The sequence below is a fragment of the Erwinia sp. 2186 genome, from assembly GCF_057812255.1.
Genome location: NZ_CM173824.1, coordinates 2,516,597 through 2,531,501 on the forward strand (window position 1 = coordinate 2,516,597; position 14,905 = coordinate 2,531,501).

15 protein-coding genes are annotated in these 14,905 nt (G+C 54.6%); 3 read left to right on the plus strand and 12 right to left on the minus strand.

The window, feature by feature from the left end; translation table 11 throughout:
• Nucleotide 1: 1 nt before the first annotated feature.
• The 6 genes from ACXKZG_RS11625 to ACXKZG_RS11650 form a co-directional block, all read right to left on the minus strand.
• Complete coding sequence (locus tag ACXKZG_RS11625) at nt 2-859, minus strand: MurR/RpiR family transcriptional regulator (RefSeq protein WP_013202183.1); 858 nt, start codon at nt 857-859, stop codon at nt 2-4.
• Complete coding sequence (locus ACXKZG_RS11630; protein WP_488874880.1) at nt 859-1,830, minus strand: ABC transporter permease; 972 nt, start codon at nt 1,828-1,830, stop codon at nt 859-861. Before ACXKZG_RS11630 ends, ACXKZG_RS11625 begins: the two co-directional genes overlap by 1 nt.
• Nucleotides 1,831-1,861: 31 nt before the next feature.
• Entirely contained in the window at nt 1,862-3,361 is a 1,500-nt protein-coding gene (locus tag ACXKZG_RS11635) for a sugar ABC transporter ATP-binding protein (protein WP_346567708.1), read from the minus strand.
• A 16-nt stretch (nt 3,362-3,377) separates the two neighbouring features.
• Nucleotides 3,378-4,418 (minus strand): sugar ABC transporter substrate-binding protein, encoded by a 1,041-nt coding sequence (locus ACXKZG_RS11640; protein WP_013202180.1) that lies wholly within the window; start codon nt 4,416-4,418, stop codon nt 3,378-3,380.
• Between the two features lie 44 nt (nt 4,419-4,462).
• Nucleotides 4,463-5,446, minus strand: coding sequence for a TIM barrel protein (locus ACXKZG_RS11645; RefSeq protein WP_053143097.1), 984 nt, complete (start codon nt 5,444-5,446; stop codon nt 4,463-4,465).
• A gap of 249 nt (nt 5,447-5,695) precedes the next feature.
• Entirely contained in the window at nt 5,696-6,478 is a 783-nt protein-coding gene (locus ACXKZG_RS11650; RefSeq protein ID WP_053143099.1) for a glucose 1-dehydrogenase, read from the minus strand.
• Nucleotides 6,479-6,607: 129 nt separating this feature from the next.
• On the opposite strand from ACXKZG_RS11650, the gene ACXKZG_RS11655 reads away from it, so the two are divergent.
• On the plus strand, nt 6,608-7,522 hold the full coding sequence (locus ACXKZG_RS11655; protein ID WP_346567711.1) for a LysR family transcriptional regulator: 915 nt from the start codon (nt 6,608-6,610) through the stop codon (nt 7,520-7,522).
• 1 nt (nt 7,523) lies between these two features.
• On the opposite strand, the gene bdcA is transcribed toward ACXKZG_RS11655, so the two are convergent.
• Together bdcA and ACXKZG_RS11665 are read right to left on the minus strand one after the other, a co-directional pair.
• Complete coding sequence (gene bdcA / locus ACXKZG_RS11660) at nt 7,524-8,252, minus strand: SDR family oxidoreductase (RefSeq protein WP_346567713.1); 729 nt, start codon at nt 8,250-8,252, stop codon at nt 7,524-7,526.
• Between the two features lie 52 nt (nt 8,253-8,304).
• Nucleotides 8,305-9,468, minus strand: coding sequence for an MFS transporter (locus tag ACXKZG_RS11665; protein WP_346568001.1), 1,164 nt, complete (start codon nt 9,466-9,468; stop codon nt 8,305-8,307).
• Between the two features lie 175 nt (nt 9,469-9,643).
• Between ACXKZG_RS11665 and ACXKZG_RS11670 the strand changes: the two genes are divergently transcribed.
• A complete protein-coding gene (locus tag ACXKZG_RS11670; RefSeq protein ID WP_346567715.1) occupies nt 9,644-10,267 on the plus strand; it encodes a TetR/AcrR family transcriptional regulator in 624 nt (207 codons plus the stop codon).
• On the opposite strand, the gene ACXKZG_RS11675 is transcribed toward ACXKZG_RS11670, so the two are convergent.
• Nucleotides 10,208-11,137: an AraC family transcriptional regulator gene (locus ACXKZG_RS11675; protein ID WP_488874881.1), complete on the minus strand. Its 930-nt coding sequence runs from the start codon at nt 11,135-11,137 to the stop codon at nt 10,208-10,210. The genes ACXKZG_RS11670 and ACXKZG_RS11675 overlap by 60 nt on opposite strands.
• 133 nt (nt 11,138-11,270) lie before the next feature.
• Between ACXKZG_RS11675 and ACXKZG_RS11680 the strand changes: the two genes are divergently transcribed.
• Nucleotides 11,271-12,020 carry a glucose 1-dehydrogenase gene (locus ACXKZG_RS11680; protein WP_488874882.1) on the plus strand — a complete coding sequence of 250 codons (750 nt, stop codon included), beginning with the start codon at nt 11,271-11,273 and terminating at the stop codon, nt 12,018-12,020.
• Nucleotides 12,021-12,039: 19 nt separating this feature from the next.
• Here the strand turns inward: ACXKZG_RS11680 and ACXKZG_RS11685 are convergent, their stop codons facing one another.
• The 3 genes from ACXKZG_RS11685 to ACXKZG_RS11695 all read right to left on the minus strand — a co-directional run bounded on the left by ACXKZG_RS11685 (nt 12,040) and on the right by ACXKZG_RS11695 (nt 14,801).
• Complete coding sequence (locus ACXKZG_RS11685) at nt 12,040-12,795, minus strand: SDR family oxidoreductase (RefSeq protein ID WP_488876258.1); 756 nt, start codon at nt 12,793-12,795, stop codon at nt 12,040-12,042.
• Between the two features lie 151 nt (nt 12,796-12,946).
• Complete coding sequence (locus tag ACXKZG_RS11690; protein ID WP_053143113.1) at nt 12,947-13,855, minus strand: LysR family transcriptional regulator; 909 nt, start codon at nt 13,853-13,855, stop codon at nt 12,947-12,949.
• Nucleotides 13,856-13,859: 4 nt separating this feature from the next.
• Nucleotides 13,860-14,801 carry an AraC family transcriptional regulator gene (locus ACXKZG_RS11695; RefSeq protein ID WP_346568003.1) on the minus strand — a complete coding sequence of 314 codons (942 nt, stop codon included), beginning with the start codon at nt 14,799-14,801 and terminating at the stop codon, nt 13,860-13,862.
• Between the last annotated feature and the right edge of the window lie 104 nt (nt 14,802-14,905).

The following is a 14,905-nucleotide window of genomic DNA, read 5'->3' on the forward strand; positions in this document are numbered from 1 at the left end:
GTTAGAATTCCCGAAGGTTCTGAACCGCATGCTGCGTTTTAGTCAGGTTTTTCTCTGCCCGCTTCAAGTCTTTCTTGGCGATGGCCACAAACAGTGCATCCAGGATATTCAGCTGGGCAATGCGTGACGCGGCATTTTCCCCTAACAGATGCGATCCCTGAGAGGTTGAATTGAGCACGACATGCGCACTTCGCGCAATGGGCGACTCGGCATAGTTAGTAATGGCAATCACCTTGGCCCCATTGCGCGCCGCCAGTTTGACGGGGTCATTAACGGCACGCGTGGCACCCGAATGGCTGATAGCAATCACCACATCATCGTCAGATAACACCGCCGCCGACATCAACATAATATGCGCATCGTCATAGGCCGACGATTTAATACCGATCTTAAGCATCTTATGCGAGAGATCGCGCGCGACAGCGGCGGATCCCCCGACAGCATAAAGATCGATATGGCGCGCCTTAAATATAATGTCCGCGGCGCGGTTGAATTCAGAAATATCCAGAATAGACAGCGTTTCTTCTATCGCCTGAATGGAGGTTCTGAATACTTTTGCCAGTAATTGTTCCGACGAGTCATCCGGCTCTATTTCCGCATGCAAACTTGCCACTTCAGACTGATTATAATAAACCAGGCTGCTTCTGAAGTTTCTGAAGCCCGTAAAGCTGAGCTTTTTGGTGATTTTAACAATCATCGCCTCGGAGACGTTATTTTCCAGCGCAATCTCTTTTAAAGAGGTTTGTTCGGTAATATCCGTCCTCGCCGTAATTGATTCAACCACACGGCGTTCTAAAGGCGTCAGTTGCGGCAAACGCATACGAATTTGAGCACCAATGGCTCGTGGATCTTGCTTCATTACTTGCCTCGGGTCGCTCGGTCAATCAACATCGCTATGATAATAATAAGGCCTGTGGCAAGCAACTGATAAAAAGCCTGAATATTTAGCAAGGTCAAGCCGTTACGTAATGCCCCTAAAATAATGACCCCGATGATGGTGCCAAACACGCTGCCCTTACCACCCATCAATGATGCGCCGCCGATGGCCGCTGCCGCGATAGCATCCAGCTCCCACAGGTTACCGATTGTCGGCTCGGCCGCGCCCAGTCGGCCAATCAGAATCAGCGAGGCCAGCGAGGCTAAGGTTCCAGAAATCACGTAGACCGTGACCTTGGTGCGTTTCACCGGCACACCGGCCACGCGCGAGGCCTCTTCATTGCCGCCAATGGCGAGGATAAACTCGCCCAGCGGCGTTTTTTTCATCACCGTCCACAGCACAACCGCAATCACCGCCACAATGATAATCGGCGTGGGAATGCTGAAAATGGAACTGTTGATGATGCTGCGAAACTCAGAAGGAATGCCGAACACGGGGTTGCCACCGGTATAGATCAACGCAATGGCGCGGAACAGGGAAAGCCCGCCTAGCGTGACGATGAACGGTTGCAGTCCGGCATAGGCGATTAACGATCCGCTAAATACACCACAGACCGCACCTACGCCCAGCGTGGCGATAATGGCCAGCGGCACCGGTACGCCAGACACCATTAAGGTGGCGCCTAATACCGCTGAAAGCGCGGCGGTTGGGCCCACGGACAGGTCAATACCACCGGATATAATCACCAGCGTCATGCCCATCGCAATCAGTGCGTTTATTGAGGACTGTTGTAAAATATTCAGCAAATTTGGCAGGGTAAAAAATACCGGCGACAAAAATGAGAAGGTGATCACAATAATAAGTAATCCGATCAGGGTTCCTGCATCGCGCACATTGAATTTAATCAACGATGAAGCAGGCGTAAACGGTCGACTTGTTGGTTGAGTCATCATTTTAGGGCCTTTATAAAATCAGGTTTAAACGCTAAACGGTTTCAGTGTCTTTAATCGCATAACGGGCAATATTCTCTTCCGTTATAGCTTCACCGCTGAGTTCCTTGGTGATCTTCCCTTCTCTCATTACCAGTACGCGGTCAGATATCCGAATGATCTCGGTCATTTCTGAAGAGACGACCACGATGGCTTTGCCGGCCTTAGCTAATTTTTCGATTAAATTGTAGATTTCGGACTTGGCGCCAATATCGATTCCCCGGGTTGGCTCATCAAATAAAAACACTTTGGCATCGGCTGCCACCCAGCGACCGATAATCACCTTTTGCTGATTACCGCCGCTGAGCGTGCCAATGGTTTTTTCAATATCCAGCGGCCGAAGATTTAATTCGCTCATCACTTCATGGGCGACAAGGTCGAGTTTATTTCGGCGGATAATACCTGCTTTGGTGAATTTAAACATTGAGGGCAACGCCATATTCATTTTCACCGCACGTTCTTTAATAATGCCCTCTTTCTTACGATCTTCCGGGACCAGCCCGATCCCCGCACGAATGGCGGCGGTGACGTTATGATTGCTTACCGGGCTACCGTTGACCATCACGCTGCCGCTGCTGCGCTTATCAATGCCGGCAATAAGTTTCAGCAGTTCGGTCCGCCCTGCGCCCACCAGCCCGGCAATGCCCAGCACTTCGCCGGCGCGGACGCTAAAGTTGGTGGCTTTGATCTCGGTGCCGCGCGTGACGTTTTCCACCTGCAGCACCACACGCTCGGTGACATACGCGTTGTGATCCAGCTTCTCAATTTTGCGGCCCACCATTTTGGCGACAATAGTTTCCTCGGTTTCGTCGCAAAGGTTAACCACGCCAACCTGCTGACCATCACGCATGATGGTGGCGCGATCGCAGACCCGGAAAATCTCGTTCATCTTGTGGGAGACGTAAATCAGCGACACGCCCATCGACTTCAGATCGCTAATCAACTCCGCCAGCCGATCGAATTCCGTTGGCGTCAGGCTGGACGTCGGCTCATCCATGGCGATGATTTTGGCGTCATCCAGCATGGCGCGGGCAATCTCAACAATCTGCTGTTGCGACACCTTCAGATTTTTGATCGGTTCATTAGGATCAATCGTCGGATCCAGCGTTCTTAAAATGAAGGTGGCCCGCGCAACCTGCGCCTTTTTGTCAATCCACATGCCGTTCGCTTTGGTCAGCGGGCGACCGAGAAACATATTCTGCGCGACGGAAAGTTCAGGAACATGCTGTAACTCCTGATGGATCATGGCGATGCCAGCATGGCGGGCACTGAGCGGATTTTTCATCTGCACCGGCACCCCGTTCACGCTGATCTCACCACTGTCGGCGTTGCGCACGCCAGAAAGAATGTTCAACAGTGTCGATTTGCCCGCACCATTTTCACCAATCAGCGCATGCACTTCGCCTGGCCTGACAGTAAAGTCCACATTTTGTAACGCAGCGGCACTGCCGTAGGTCTTGCTGATGCCGCGCATCGTTAAGCGATACTGTTCCATACACTCTCCGCCTGACTTATTGCTGCGCTAACAGCTGACGTAATTTCACGTTATCTTTGGTGGAGAACGCGTCGGCATTTTCTTTGGTGATCAGCGCCTGTGGCGTTGAAATCACCCGGGACAGTTTCTGTCCACCAATCAGGCGCACCATCACATCCATCGCCACTTCGCCGGTCAGCACCGGGAAGCTGTCCACCGTGCCGGTCAGCTCGCCGCGTTTAATCGAGGCGTAAGCATCTGAAATACCATCGGTGCCGAAGACGGCGGTTTGTTTGGCTTTATCCAGTGAACGCACCGCTTCAACCACTCCCAGCGCCATGGTGTCGTTGTTGGCGTAAAAGCCAATCAAATCAGGATGCTGCTGTAAGATGGTCGATGCCGCGTTGTAGGCCGTTTCACGGCTCCAGTTAGCCGGCACGCTGGCCACGATGGTAAATTTACCGTTAGCCTGTAAGGTTTCTTTGAAGCCGCTGGTGCGCTGGCCTGCCGCATACACGCCCGGCTGACCTTCTATAATGGCGACGTTACCGCCCTGCGGATGGTGCTGAATAAACCATTTTGCTACCCGCACACCGTTGTCTTTCTGCACGTTCCCGACGTAATACTGTGCATTGGGCATCACGGCATCGTTAACGTTAACCACCGGGATCTTTTTACTGTTGGCACTTTCCAGCGCCGGTTCCAGGTTGATATCGGTCTGCGGCGAAACCAGCAGGCCCTTAAATCCCTGGGAGATCATGGTTTCCGCTATCGACAGCTGACCCATCTGATCGTCTTCGTTGGCCGCCGCCTGATAGGCCACGGTAAAGCCGTATTTCTTCGCACCGTTCTGATAACCCTGACCCAGCGAGCGCCAGTATTCATTGGTCAGCGTTTTCGAGACGCCGCCAATCATCAGATTGCCTTCAACCTTCGGTATTGCGCCGTATTTGCTGTCGAGCTGGGTCCAGTCGGTACGATCGGGTTCGGTGTCGGACTTCAGCGGGGCAAGTTCGGCCGCATAGACGGTGGAACAAAGCAGTGAGGATGCGAGTACAGAGAGCAGGAATTTTTTCATCTTCTGAGCCTTTTTTATTATTGTCGCAGGGTAAGAAACGGGGACTACTCTTTAGCCAGCATAATGTCGTTGACAATCTGTTGTGAGCTGACCGCATCCTGGCGGCTGATGGCGTCCAGCAGCGCCGGATTGTCGTGAAGCTTGTCGCATAACTTCAGCAGGCGCTTCACGGTAAGCACATTGGTTTCTGCTTCACGGACCGGATCCAGGCCACTGGCATCCGGGAAGGTATCGAAATAGTAAGCGCCCTTATAGCCATCGCGCTGCATCTGCCAGAGGAACTCCAGCGTCGCCCGTGGGTTTACCGAACCGGCCATCAGGCCATCGTCACGTTTCCCCCAGCCATCATTGAGATCCAGCCCTAACAGGCGCGAGCGGCGGGCAACCATCGCCGCTGCATACGCCGGGATTTCGTTGGCGAATAACACGTGGGCGAAGTCCAGCGTAATGCCGAGGTTTGGGCTTCCCGCTTCTTCCACTGCCAGCAGGCAAGAGGTGACGTTGGGGAAAATGCTGTAGGCACGCGGCTCATTTGGTTTGTACTCAATGCTGACATCGACATCCGGCGCATAGTCCGCAACTTCACGAACGGCGCTGACGGCGTCTTCCCAAATCTTCTTATAGTCCGCCTGGAAACAGTAATCAAAACCATCCTGCCCCATCCATAAGGTCATCAGCGTCGAGCCGAATTCACGGCCGGCATCGATGCCGCGCTTGGTCAGTTCAATGGCTTCACGACGAATTTTTGCATCCGGATTGGTGAAGGCACCGATCTTAAATTGCGGCGCATCCCAACGCATTTGCATGCCGTTAACCGCCAGCCCGGCATCGGCAATGGCCTGACGCATGGTGCTGATATCGCTGGTGATATGCTGAGGATAGTTAAGATCGAGATGGGTTAAGCCTTTCGCCGTGCCGGCACGGGCAATCATCTGCAGAACTGAAGGTTTGCCCTGAAGATCGGGCCAGTATAAATGCGCTCCCGATGAAAAAGAGTTGAGACGTGTAGCGAATTTCAGTTCTGACATAGGAAGGCCCTTAATGAGGTTGTAATGTACTTTCCATATTCACGTTTATTTGTGAAGTTGTGTAATATATACACCCCGCAATTTAATAAACAAGCGGTATCAATTGAAAAGGATCAGATCTGAGAGGGAGTTCACGAAGTGAGTTGATTGGCTGGGGAGGATTTGCAGAGAAATTTGCCCGGCTCTACGGGCAATGGCTTGTCTTATTGGGGGCTGCGCTCAAATGGGGTGAAGCACAGCCCTTTAACCTCAAATCTGGGTCATGCCACCATCGACAACCAGTTCGATGCCGGTGATATAGCTGGCATCGTCCGAGGCCAGAAACGACATGGCTTTTGCCATCTCATCGGCGCTGGCAGCACGTCCCAGCGGGGTTTTCTCGGCCACCTGTTGCAAATATCCCTCAATGTCCTCATCGCTCATGCCTAATTCGGATTTATAGGCCGGGGTGATCACCACGCCTGGAGCGATGGCGTTAATGCGGATATGACGGCCTTTGAGGTCGGAGGCTGCAGTGCGCACAAAAGAGCGCAGTGCGGCTTTGGTCGCGGCATACACGCCGAAAGCGGGCATCCCCTGATTAGCGGCGATTGAACCGGTGACCACGATGGCACTTCCCTCGCCCATCAGCGGCAACGTTTTCTGAATGGTGAATAGCGAGCCCTTAACGTTAATGTTGAAGTACTTGTCGAACTGCGCCTCGCTGATGGACTCCAGCGGCGCAAACTCGCCACCGCCTGCGTTGGCAAACAGCAAATCCAGACGACCGTGTGCCTCGCGGAGACTGGCAACAATGCGATCCACATCTGCGGCAACAGAGATATCGCCCTGAATCGCGGTGGCGCCAGACCCTATCTGCGCAATCGCGCTGTCCAGTTCAGTCTGACGACGGCCGGTGATGACAACCGTGGCACCCTCGCGGGCCAGACGCATGGCGGTTGCCAGACCGATACCCGAGCTGCCGCCGGTAACAAGCGCAATTTTTCCCTGATGTTTGCTGCTGTGGATATTGCTGAGGTCGGTAATTTTCATGGACATTCTCCGCGAGTGATTGGGTTGTCAGTACGGGAATGAATATAGAACTGGCGGATTCAGGAATAAATAGCGTAAATTCGAAATCTTTATTCCCCCACAGAGATAATCAGCCGGGAGCGTTCTGCCATGGATCAACTTCAAGCCATACGGGCCTTTGCGCGGGTTGTCGAAACCGGTGGGTTCTCGAAAGCCGCGCAATCGCTGCAAATGCCCAATGCCACCCTGAGCAAATCGATTCAGGCGCTGGAAAAGCATCTCGGGGTAAAACTGCTTGAACGCAGCACCCGCCGGGTCAGCGTCACCCGCGACGGCACGGCATATTATGAACGGACCAAACATCTGCTCAGCGAGCTTGAGGATATTGATGCCACGCTGGGTCGATCGCAGGCAACGCCCAAGGGACGGTTACGTATCGAAACCGGTGGAGCCGTCGCCAGCCTGCTGTTGATCCCGGCGCTGCCAGACTTTTGTGCCCGTTATCCGGATATTGAGCTGCAGGTTGGCGTGTCCGACCGCACGGCCGATGTGATTGGCGAGAACATTGATGGCGCCATTCGCATCAGTGCCGCTGATGGCGCATTGATCTCGCGTAAAATCGGCGCGTTCGGCTGGACCACCTGCGCCAGCACAGCGTATCTGCAGCGTTATGGCGTCCCCAGGCATCCGCAGCAAATTCTCGACGGGGATTTCCCGGTGGCCGGCTATTTTTCGTCACAAACCGGCATTTTGTTACCGATGAAATTTTGCAAACAGGGGCAATCGCTGGAGATCACCCCGGCCTGCAAGGTGATGGTCAATGAGAGTAATGCCCACCTGGCCACTGCGCTGGCCGGTATTGGCTTAATTCATACGCTGGATTTTATGATTCACCCGTCAATCAAGGCAGGCAAGCTGGTGCCCGTCCTTGAGGACTGGCGGGCACCGCCGGTGGACATCTATTTCAGCTATGCCCCCAGCCGCCAACTCAGTACCAAAGTCAGGGTGTTTGCCGACTGGGTCACCGGGTTGATTGCGCAAAACTCGGTGACGGCTGACGATTAACTCAGGCGCCAAATCCGCCATCAATGGTCAGGGCCGTGCCGGTTACCATGCCCGCTTCACTGCTGGCAATCCATAACACCATCGACGCGACTTCGCTGGCGTGCGCATGGCGTTTAATCGCCATAAAGCTGTGCATCATTTCATTCATTGGTCCGTCAGACGGGTTCATATCGGTGTCGGTCGGACCGGGTTGCACCACGTTGACGGTGATACCGCGCGGGCCAAAATCTCTGGCCAGCCCACGGGCCATGCCCTGAACGGCAGATTTACTGGCACCATAGGCGGTAAGGCCTTCAACCGGAACGCGGTCGGCATTGACCGAACCGATGATGATAATACGCCCGCCGTCCTTCATTTTGCGGGCGGCTTCCACGGCGGCGAAGTAAGGGGCATGGATGTTGATCACAAACAGCCGTTCAATTTCGTCGGCATCGATCTCCAGCGGATCGCCTGCGGCCAGCACCCCGGCATTAAACACCAGCACATCCAGTTCGCCCGCCTGCGCGACGGCTTCAACCAGCTCGGCACGGTTTGACACGTCCAGCTTGATCATCTGGCTGTGTGTCTCCTGCGCGATGACTTCGGCTTTCTGCTGGGAGCTGGCGTACGTGAACACCACGTCATCGCCCTGCTCAGCAAAGCGACGGACGATCGCCTCGCCAATGCCGCGGCTGCCGCCCAGGATCAAAACCTTTCTGCCTGTATCGGGTTTATCGGTGTAATCAGTCATGGTCATTCCTCGTCATCTATTGATAAAAAATCAGAATTGAGCCGCTCCACTGTCACGAGCTGGCGATTGAACAAACGGGTCTGCCTGCTTTACTGAAACCGTGTTTGCTGGCGCGGGAAGCGATGGCAAAGCTCAGCAGCAAAAGTATAAGCATTACCCAGGGAAACGCGGTGACGCCGGCCTGTTGTAATAACATGCCTCCGCTGAGGCCACCGGCGGCGATGGCGCTGTTCCACACCACCACATTCATCGACAGCGCAATGTCGGCCCCTTCACCGGCAGCATCCGCCAGCGCGGTTTGCAGCAAGGTGGCAGCCCCGCCAAAGCTGAGGCCCCACACCGCCACGCCAGCATAGATGACCGCAGGCGACGTTGACGCGACGGCGAAAATCAGTGAGATAAGCGCGAACACCGCCAGCGAAATTAAGACGGCCAGACGAAGATGACGATCGACAATCCGCCCGGTGATAAAGATGCCCACCAGCGCCGCCAGACCAAAAATCAGCAAAATCAGGCTGACCTTATTTTCCAGTCCGGCCGGTGCCACAAACGGGGCGATATAGGTGTAAAGAATGTTGTGGGCCAGCATCCAGGTGAACACCACGCCGAGTACCGGGCGCACGCCAGGCGTGGTAAAGACGTTCTTCAGCGCCATTTTTTGCTGCCCGCTTTGCCCGGCAAAATCAGGCACGGCCAGCAGAACCCAGGCCACCAGCAGCACCGATAAGCCCGACATCACGGCAAACGTCAGCCGCCATCCCAGCAAATTCCCCAGCCAGGTGCCCAACGGCACACCCAGCGACAGGGCAATGGGCGTACCAACCATCGCCAGCGCCATCGCCTTTCCCTGCAATGAAACCGGCACCATTCTGCGGGCGTAGCCTGCCAGCAGGCTCCAGGCTAATCCGGCGGATGCGCCCGCCAGGAAACGCGCGGCCAGCGTCAGCACCACGTTGGTCGACAGCGCGGTCAGGGTGTTGAACAGCAAAAATCCAACAATTGTGATCAGCAAAACGCTGCGACGCCGCCAGGTTCGGGTTGCGATGGTCAACGGGATGGCGGCAATCAGCGATCCGGCGGCGTACGCCGTCACCATCTGGCCGGCAAGCGACAGTGAAATCGTCAGTCCGGCGCTGATTTGCGGCAGCAGACCGGCTGGGATGGTTTCCGTGACGATGCAGATAAAGCCGGTCATCGCCAGTGCCAGCAGCGCCATCACCGGTAGTCGTTCTTGTTGGGTCGCCTTCGCGACCGGAGAAATATCAGCCAAACTGCCCTCTCTTAGGTATCCAGTTAATTATGTATCGTTTGGTATAGATATCCCGAGCGCGCAGCATTGTCAAATATTTATGTATCGATTAGTATATAACTTAGTTGAAAGGAGAAACCGAATGAGAACGGGCAGACCACGGCAGTTTGATCGCGATGAAGCGGTGCGACAGGCAATGCACCTGTTCTGGGATCGCGGCTATGACTCGACCTCGCTGAGTCAGTTGAAAAGTGCGATCGGCAACGGCATTACCGCGCCGAGCTTTTATGCGGCGTTTGGCTCAAAAGAGAAGTTGTTCCAGGAAGCGGTTGCCTGCTATTTGCAGACACACGGGCGCGTGACCGAAGCCTTATGGCAGGATGAGCTGCCGCCGCGCGACGCCATTGAATCCACCCTACTACGTTCGGCACGCATGCAGTGTGAAGACGATCATCCCAAAGGCTGCATGGTCACGCTGGGCCTGATGTCGGTGAGTACCGATGAGCACAAATACCTGCTCAGCCCGCTGGAGCAATCGAGAAAAAAGACCTGCGACGGCTTTATTCACTGCGTCAATCGCGGCCTGTTAAGCGGCGAGCTGCCCGCCGGAACGTCAGCGAAAACCCTGGGCCTCACCTTTAACAGTTTCCTCACCGGGGTTTCCACGCTGGCACGCGATGGTGTGCCCGTTGACGATATTGAACGGTCAATCGGTCAGGTTATGCGGTTGTGGGACGGCCTGGTGGGCGATCGGAAGAGTGGGTAAAGACCTGAAACGTGCTGCATCGCGTGCCGGAGGTCGCCCAAAAAGGCGGGCATATTCACGACTGAATTGTGAAGCACTTTCATAACCCACCGAAAAGGCAACGATCGCCACATCGCTGGGTTCAAATATCAGCAGCCACCGTGCGCGGATCAGGCGTAATTGCTTCTGGTACTGGATCGGGGTCATATGGGTGATGGCTTTAAAATGGCGATAATAGGCCGCGACGCTCATGTTCGCGATGCCAGCTAATGCCTCTGCGCGCAGGGGTTCCGCATAATGATCGCCTATCCAGTTAATCGAACGGCGAATCTGCGACAAATGCCCATCCGGGCAGGCAATATTACGCAGCACGTCACCTGACGGCCCTTGTAACACTCTGAACAAAATTTCACGCTCAATCATCGGTGCCAGCACGGTCGCGTCACCTGGCCGCGCCAGCAGTCTCATCATTCGCAGCCAGGCATCAAGCAGTTCCGGTGAAGTGGCTACGGGAGCAAAGCTGTCATTCGCGGGCCTGACAGGCATGTCACTGTTCGCAGCCAACAGCGAGGCGATGATGTGCGCATCTAACGTTAAGCTGACCGCCTGAAAAGGCTTGTCTGGACCGTCAGCGAAAATTTCCCCGGTGGCCGGCATATCGACTGGCACCACGAAATACGTCCCCGCAGTGTAGCGATACATCTGCCCACCAATGGACAGTGTTTTCTCTCCCTGCAGGACAAAATGCAGCATAGGCTGGTAGATCTGATTGGCACAGGCTTCCGCGTTGACCATCGAGACGCGAGGAAGATCCGTTGCTGTCCACTTATTATCAGCAGGCAACACGTAGCTGCGCAGTTCATTCATCACTGTATTCATCCCGTCGAGCATAGGCCTGATATTTCCGCCGAACAAGGGCGTTGAGAAGAACAGGCAATTATCCGGGAAGATTGGGCACGCGCTTATTGCCCTTCAGACCCGATACTGTTTACCGACAACTTCTCACTCATCTAAAGGTCATCAAATGAAATTATCAGGCAAAACAGCCGTCGTAACCGGCGCGTCTAAAGGGATCGGTGCCGGTATTGCTAAAGCACTTGCTGCTGCCGGCGCTACGGTCATCGTCAACTATGCATCAAGTCAACGTGATGCGGAAAAGGTAGTGTCGCACATCCGTGACGCAGGTGGAAAAGCATCGGCCATCCAAGCGGATATGAGTCAGTCTGCGGATATTACGCGGATGTTTGATACGATCAGGCAGGAATTCGGCACCGTGGATATTCTGGTCAATAATGCCGGCGTGGCGGTGTTTGAAATGATTGAAGATCTGACCGAAGAGGCGTTTCATAAACAGTTTAACCTCAATGTGCTGGGTTACCTGTTGGCCACGCGTGACGCGCTAAAGCAATTCAGCCCGTCTGGCAGCATTATCAACATCAGTTCGATTCTGAGTACCGACCCGTATCTGGCTTCCAGCGTTTACTCCGCCACCAAAGGCGCGGTCGATACGCTCACGTTTGCCCTTGCCAGAGAGTTGGGGGCAAAAGGGATCAGGGTAAATTCGATCCTGCCGGGGCATACCAACACCCCAGGTACGGACGGGAATTTTGCCGGAGAGCTGGGTGAAAAGCTGCTGGCCGGAACACCTCTGGGCCGTTTTGGCGAACCCGAGGATATTGGCCCCGTTGCGGTATTCCTGGCCTCTGATGATGCACACTGGGTCACGGGCGAATCATTAAGAGCCGCCGGTGGCGTCCGGGGCGTCGGTTACTGAACGTCTTTCCAGTAAAGGCTCAAACCTGAGCCTGTCCGCCGTCGGCGAAAAGCTCAGTGCCGTTCACGAAACTCGAATCCGTTGAGGCAAGAAACAGGGCCACTTTGGCGATCTCTTCCGGCTCGCCAATCCGACCCAGCGGAATACGGGTATTAAGATAATCGAGCATGGCCTGCTGATGTGCCGGATCGTCGCCGGCAAAATCGAGCAGAAACGGCGTTCGTATCGGCCCCGGGCTGAGCACATTTACTCGCGTCCCGGTGCCCTTAAGATCAAGTACCCAGCTCCGCGCAAGGTTGCGCACCGCCGCTTTCGAGGCGGAGTAAACGCTGAAGGCGGCGGTGCCTTCAATACTGGCACTGGACCCCGCAAGGATAATTGAAGCGCCCTTGCGCAGCAGAGGTAATGCTTTCTGAACGGTGAAAATCAACGATTTCACATTTTGGCCAAAAATCTGGTCAACATGCTCTTCCGTGATCTGCCCTAAAGGCAACATGGATCCCCCACCCGCATTGGCAAATATCACATCAAGTCCACCCGCTTCCGCTTCTATTTGACGGTACAAACGATCAAGATCGGGGCCGTGGGTTGAATCAACCTCAATACAGGTTACCGAACTGCCCAATTCGTCCTGCACCGTCTTAAGCGCCGCTTTGTTGCGGCCGGTGATATAGACATGGGCACCCTCAGCCAGAAAAGTCCGGGCGGTTGCCAGGCCAATGCCACTGGTAGCGCCGGTGATTAACGCAATTTTACCGTCAAGTTTGTAGGTCATCATTAGTTTCCTCAGTCAGGAGTGGCCAATCTGAAGAAGTCAGACCGGCATCCTGAACCGAGTATATTTAGCGGGCTGTGATGGCAGAAGCCCGTGCAGGTGGAGACTTAATTCAGCCTCATGGATAGCAGATTATTAGCCAAAAACCTTATTACGGGCTGGCAAACTCCCTTGCAAAGAGTTCCAACGCCCAGTCGACGAATGCCCGCAGTTTAGCACTTTGATGACGGTTGGCCGGATAAACCAACTGCACAGGCAGCGAAGGTTGCTTCCATTCCTCCAGTAGCGGAATTAAACGACCGGAGAGGAAATGATGCTCAGCACTAAAGCGAAAAATCTGTCCAATACCCATTCCCGTCAACAAGGCTTCCGTCAGTGCCGTGCTCTCACTGATATTGACCACCGTGTTACCGTGAATTTCAAACTCGTCCGTTCCGTTGCTGAACTGTAAAGGCAATGATTTCCCCGAGTGCGGAAAGAAATACCGTACAGTCTGGTGGTTATCCTCAATATCTTGCGGATGCACAGGCGTGCCATGAGCCGAAAGATACCCCGATGTGGCACAGGTGACATAATCAAGGGTGCAGAGCTGTCTGCCAATCATTGAGCTGTCAGGAAGTACTCCGCCACGTATGACGCAATCAACCCCCTCGCCTATCAGGTCAGCCGGACGATCGTTGACGCCAAGCAATAATTCAAGCTGCGGATAACGGGCATGAAACTCGGGCAGTGCCGGAATGATGATCTCATTAGCCAGTGATGAACCAACATCAACGCGCAGTTTTCCCTGAGGATTTACCTTTGCGTACCTTGCGGCGGTATCCATTTCATCAAGTTGAGCCAGTATTTCACGCGTCTGCTCCCGGTAACGTTCACCCATCGGGGTAATGGTGAAAGATCGGGTACTGCGTTCGATGAGTTTAGTGCCCAGATGCTGCTCAAGATCCTGTAAGAGCTTGCTGACGGAGGATCGGGGGAGGTTGAGCGAATCAGCCGCTTTTGCCAGCGAACGGGCATCGGTGATACGAATGAACACCCGCATAGCCAGAAGTTGGTCCATATAATTACCCCTGCCCGTCGCGTACGTTGATCGCCTTGCGCAACTGGGTGACGTCCTTCAGCGGCGGGAGACCAAAGACGCGGGCATAATCGCGGTTAAACTGCGGCACGCTTTTATAGCCAACTTCCTGAGCCACAAAAGTGACGCTCTGTTGCCTGCCGAGCAGCATGCGGCGGGCATGCAGAAGCCGCACCCGCTTTTGATACTGGACAGGACTCATCGCGGTGACGGCTTTGAAGTGGCGATGAAACGCGGAAACGCTCATTGCCTCCCGCTCTGCCAGCGCCCCGACAATAAACTCTTCGGCAAAATTGTGGCGCAACCACTGAATCGCATTACCAATCCTCGCCAGCATCGTCCCCGGCGAAGCAATATCCCTCAGCATCCAGCCGTGCGGGCCTTTTAACACATGATAGAGGATTTCACGTTCGTATCCCGGTGCCAGCGCCGCGATATCCTCAGGGTTTTTCATCAGGCGCAGCATCCTGACCCAGGCATCCAGCAGTTCAGGCGTCACCGAGGCAACTGAAAATGCCCCACTGTCCGGTCGATCCTGCATCGCTGACGGTGGCAGATCCTCGATCATCGCCGCAACACGCTGTGGATCGATGGTCAGGCTGACGGCCAGATACGGCTCACCACGCTCTGTGGGATGCACCGAGCCGACGGCGGGCAAATCCACCGACATGACAAAGTACGAGGCGGGATCGTAATTGAAGACTCTGTCTCCCACGGTCATCGACTTACTGCCGCGCAGGATCAGGTTAATCATCGGTTCATACACGGCGGCGAGCGCCTCAGCCGGCACATTGCCCTGCACCATTGCCACACGGGGGATGCCGGTTTCAGTTCGCCAGTTTCTGGCATGGGCCGCCAGGTCGCGCAATTCATCAAGCTGCAGGTTAAACACCTTTTCATCCTTCCGCGAAACAACGTAAGGCAGCATAAAGCAGAAAAAGGCAAGAATCGAGCAGGAACACGGAATCCGCATCCGGCCGTTTTCCCTACTCTGAATGTCTTGCACGTCATCCAGAGTCACTGGCCACTATC

What these genes read in the sequence shown, in the direction of transcription:
- ACXKZG_RS11655 (WP_346567711.1), top strand. Translation starts at nt 6,608, where the DNA reads ATGGATCAACTTCAAGCCATACGGGCCTTTGCGCGGGTTGTCGAAACC.
- ACXKZG_RS11650 (WP_053143099.1), bottom strand. Translation starts at nt 6,478, where the DNA reads ATGAAAATTACCGACCTCAGCAATATCCACAGCAGCAAACATCAGGGA.
- ACXKZG_RS11695 (WP_346568003.1), bottom strand. Translation starts at nt 14,801, where the DNA reads ATGCTGCCTTACGTTGTTTCGCGGAAGGATGAAAAGGTGTTTAACCTG.
- ACXKZG_RS11625 (WP_013202183.1), bottom strand. Translation starts at nt 859, where the DNA reads ATGAAGCAAGATCCACGAGCCATTGGTGCTCAAATTCGTATGCGTTTG.
- ACXKZG_RS11645 (WP_053143097.1), bottom strand. Translation starts at nt 5,446, where the DNA reads ATGTCAGAACTGAAATTCGCTACACGTCTCAACTCTTTTTCATCGGGA.
- ACXKZG_RS11690 (WP_053143113.1), bottom strand. Translation starts at nt 13,855, where the DNA reads ATGGACCAACTTCTGGCTATGCGGGTGTTCATTCGTATCACCGATGCC.
- ACXKZG_RS11670 (WP_346567715.1), top strand. Translation starts at nt 9,644, where the DNA reads ATGAGAACGGGCAGACCACGGCAGTTTGATCGCGATGAAGCGGTGCGA.
- ACXKZG_RS11665 (WP_346568001.1), bottom strand. Translation starts at nt 9,468, where the DNA reads ATGGCGCTGCTGGCACTGGCGATGACCGGCTTTATCTGCATCGTCACG.
- ACXKZG_RS11630 (WP_488874880.1), bottom strand. Translation starts at nt 1,830, where the DNA reads ATGATGACTCAACCAACAAGTCGACCGTTTACGCCTGCTTCATCGTTG.
- ACXKZG_RS11685 (WP_488876258.1), bottom strand. Translation starts at nt 12,795, where the DNA reads ATGACCTACAAACTTGACGGTAAAATTGCGTTAATCACCGGCGCTACC.
- ACXKZG_RS11675 (WP_488874881.1), bottom strand. Translation starts at nt 11,137, where the DNA reads ATGCTCGACGGGATGAATACAGTGATGAATGAACTGCGCAGCTACGTG.
- bdcA (WP_346567713.1), bottom strand. Translation starts at nt 8,252, where the DNA reads ATGACTGATTACACCGATAAACCCGATACAGGCAGAAAGGTTTTGATC.
- ACXKZG_RS11635 (WP_346567708.1), bottom strand. Translation starts at nt 3,361, where the DNA reads ATGGAACAGTATCGCTTAACGATGCGCGGCATCAGCAAGACCTACGGC.
- ACXKZG_RS11640 (WP_013202180.1), bottom strand. Translation starts at nt 4,418, where the DNA reads ATGAAAAAATTCCTGCTCTCTGTACTCGCATCCTCACTGCTTTGTTCC.
- ACXKZG_RS11680 (WP_488874882.1), top strand. Translation starts at nt 11,271, where the DNA reads ATGAAATTATCAGGCAAAACAGCCGTCGTAACCGGCGCGTCTAAAGGG.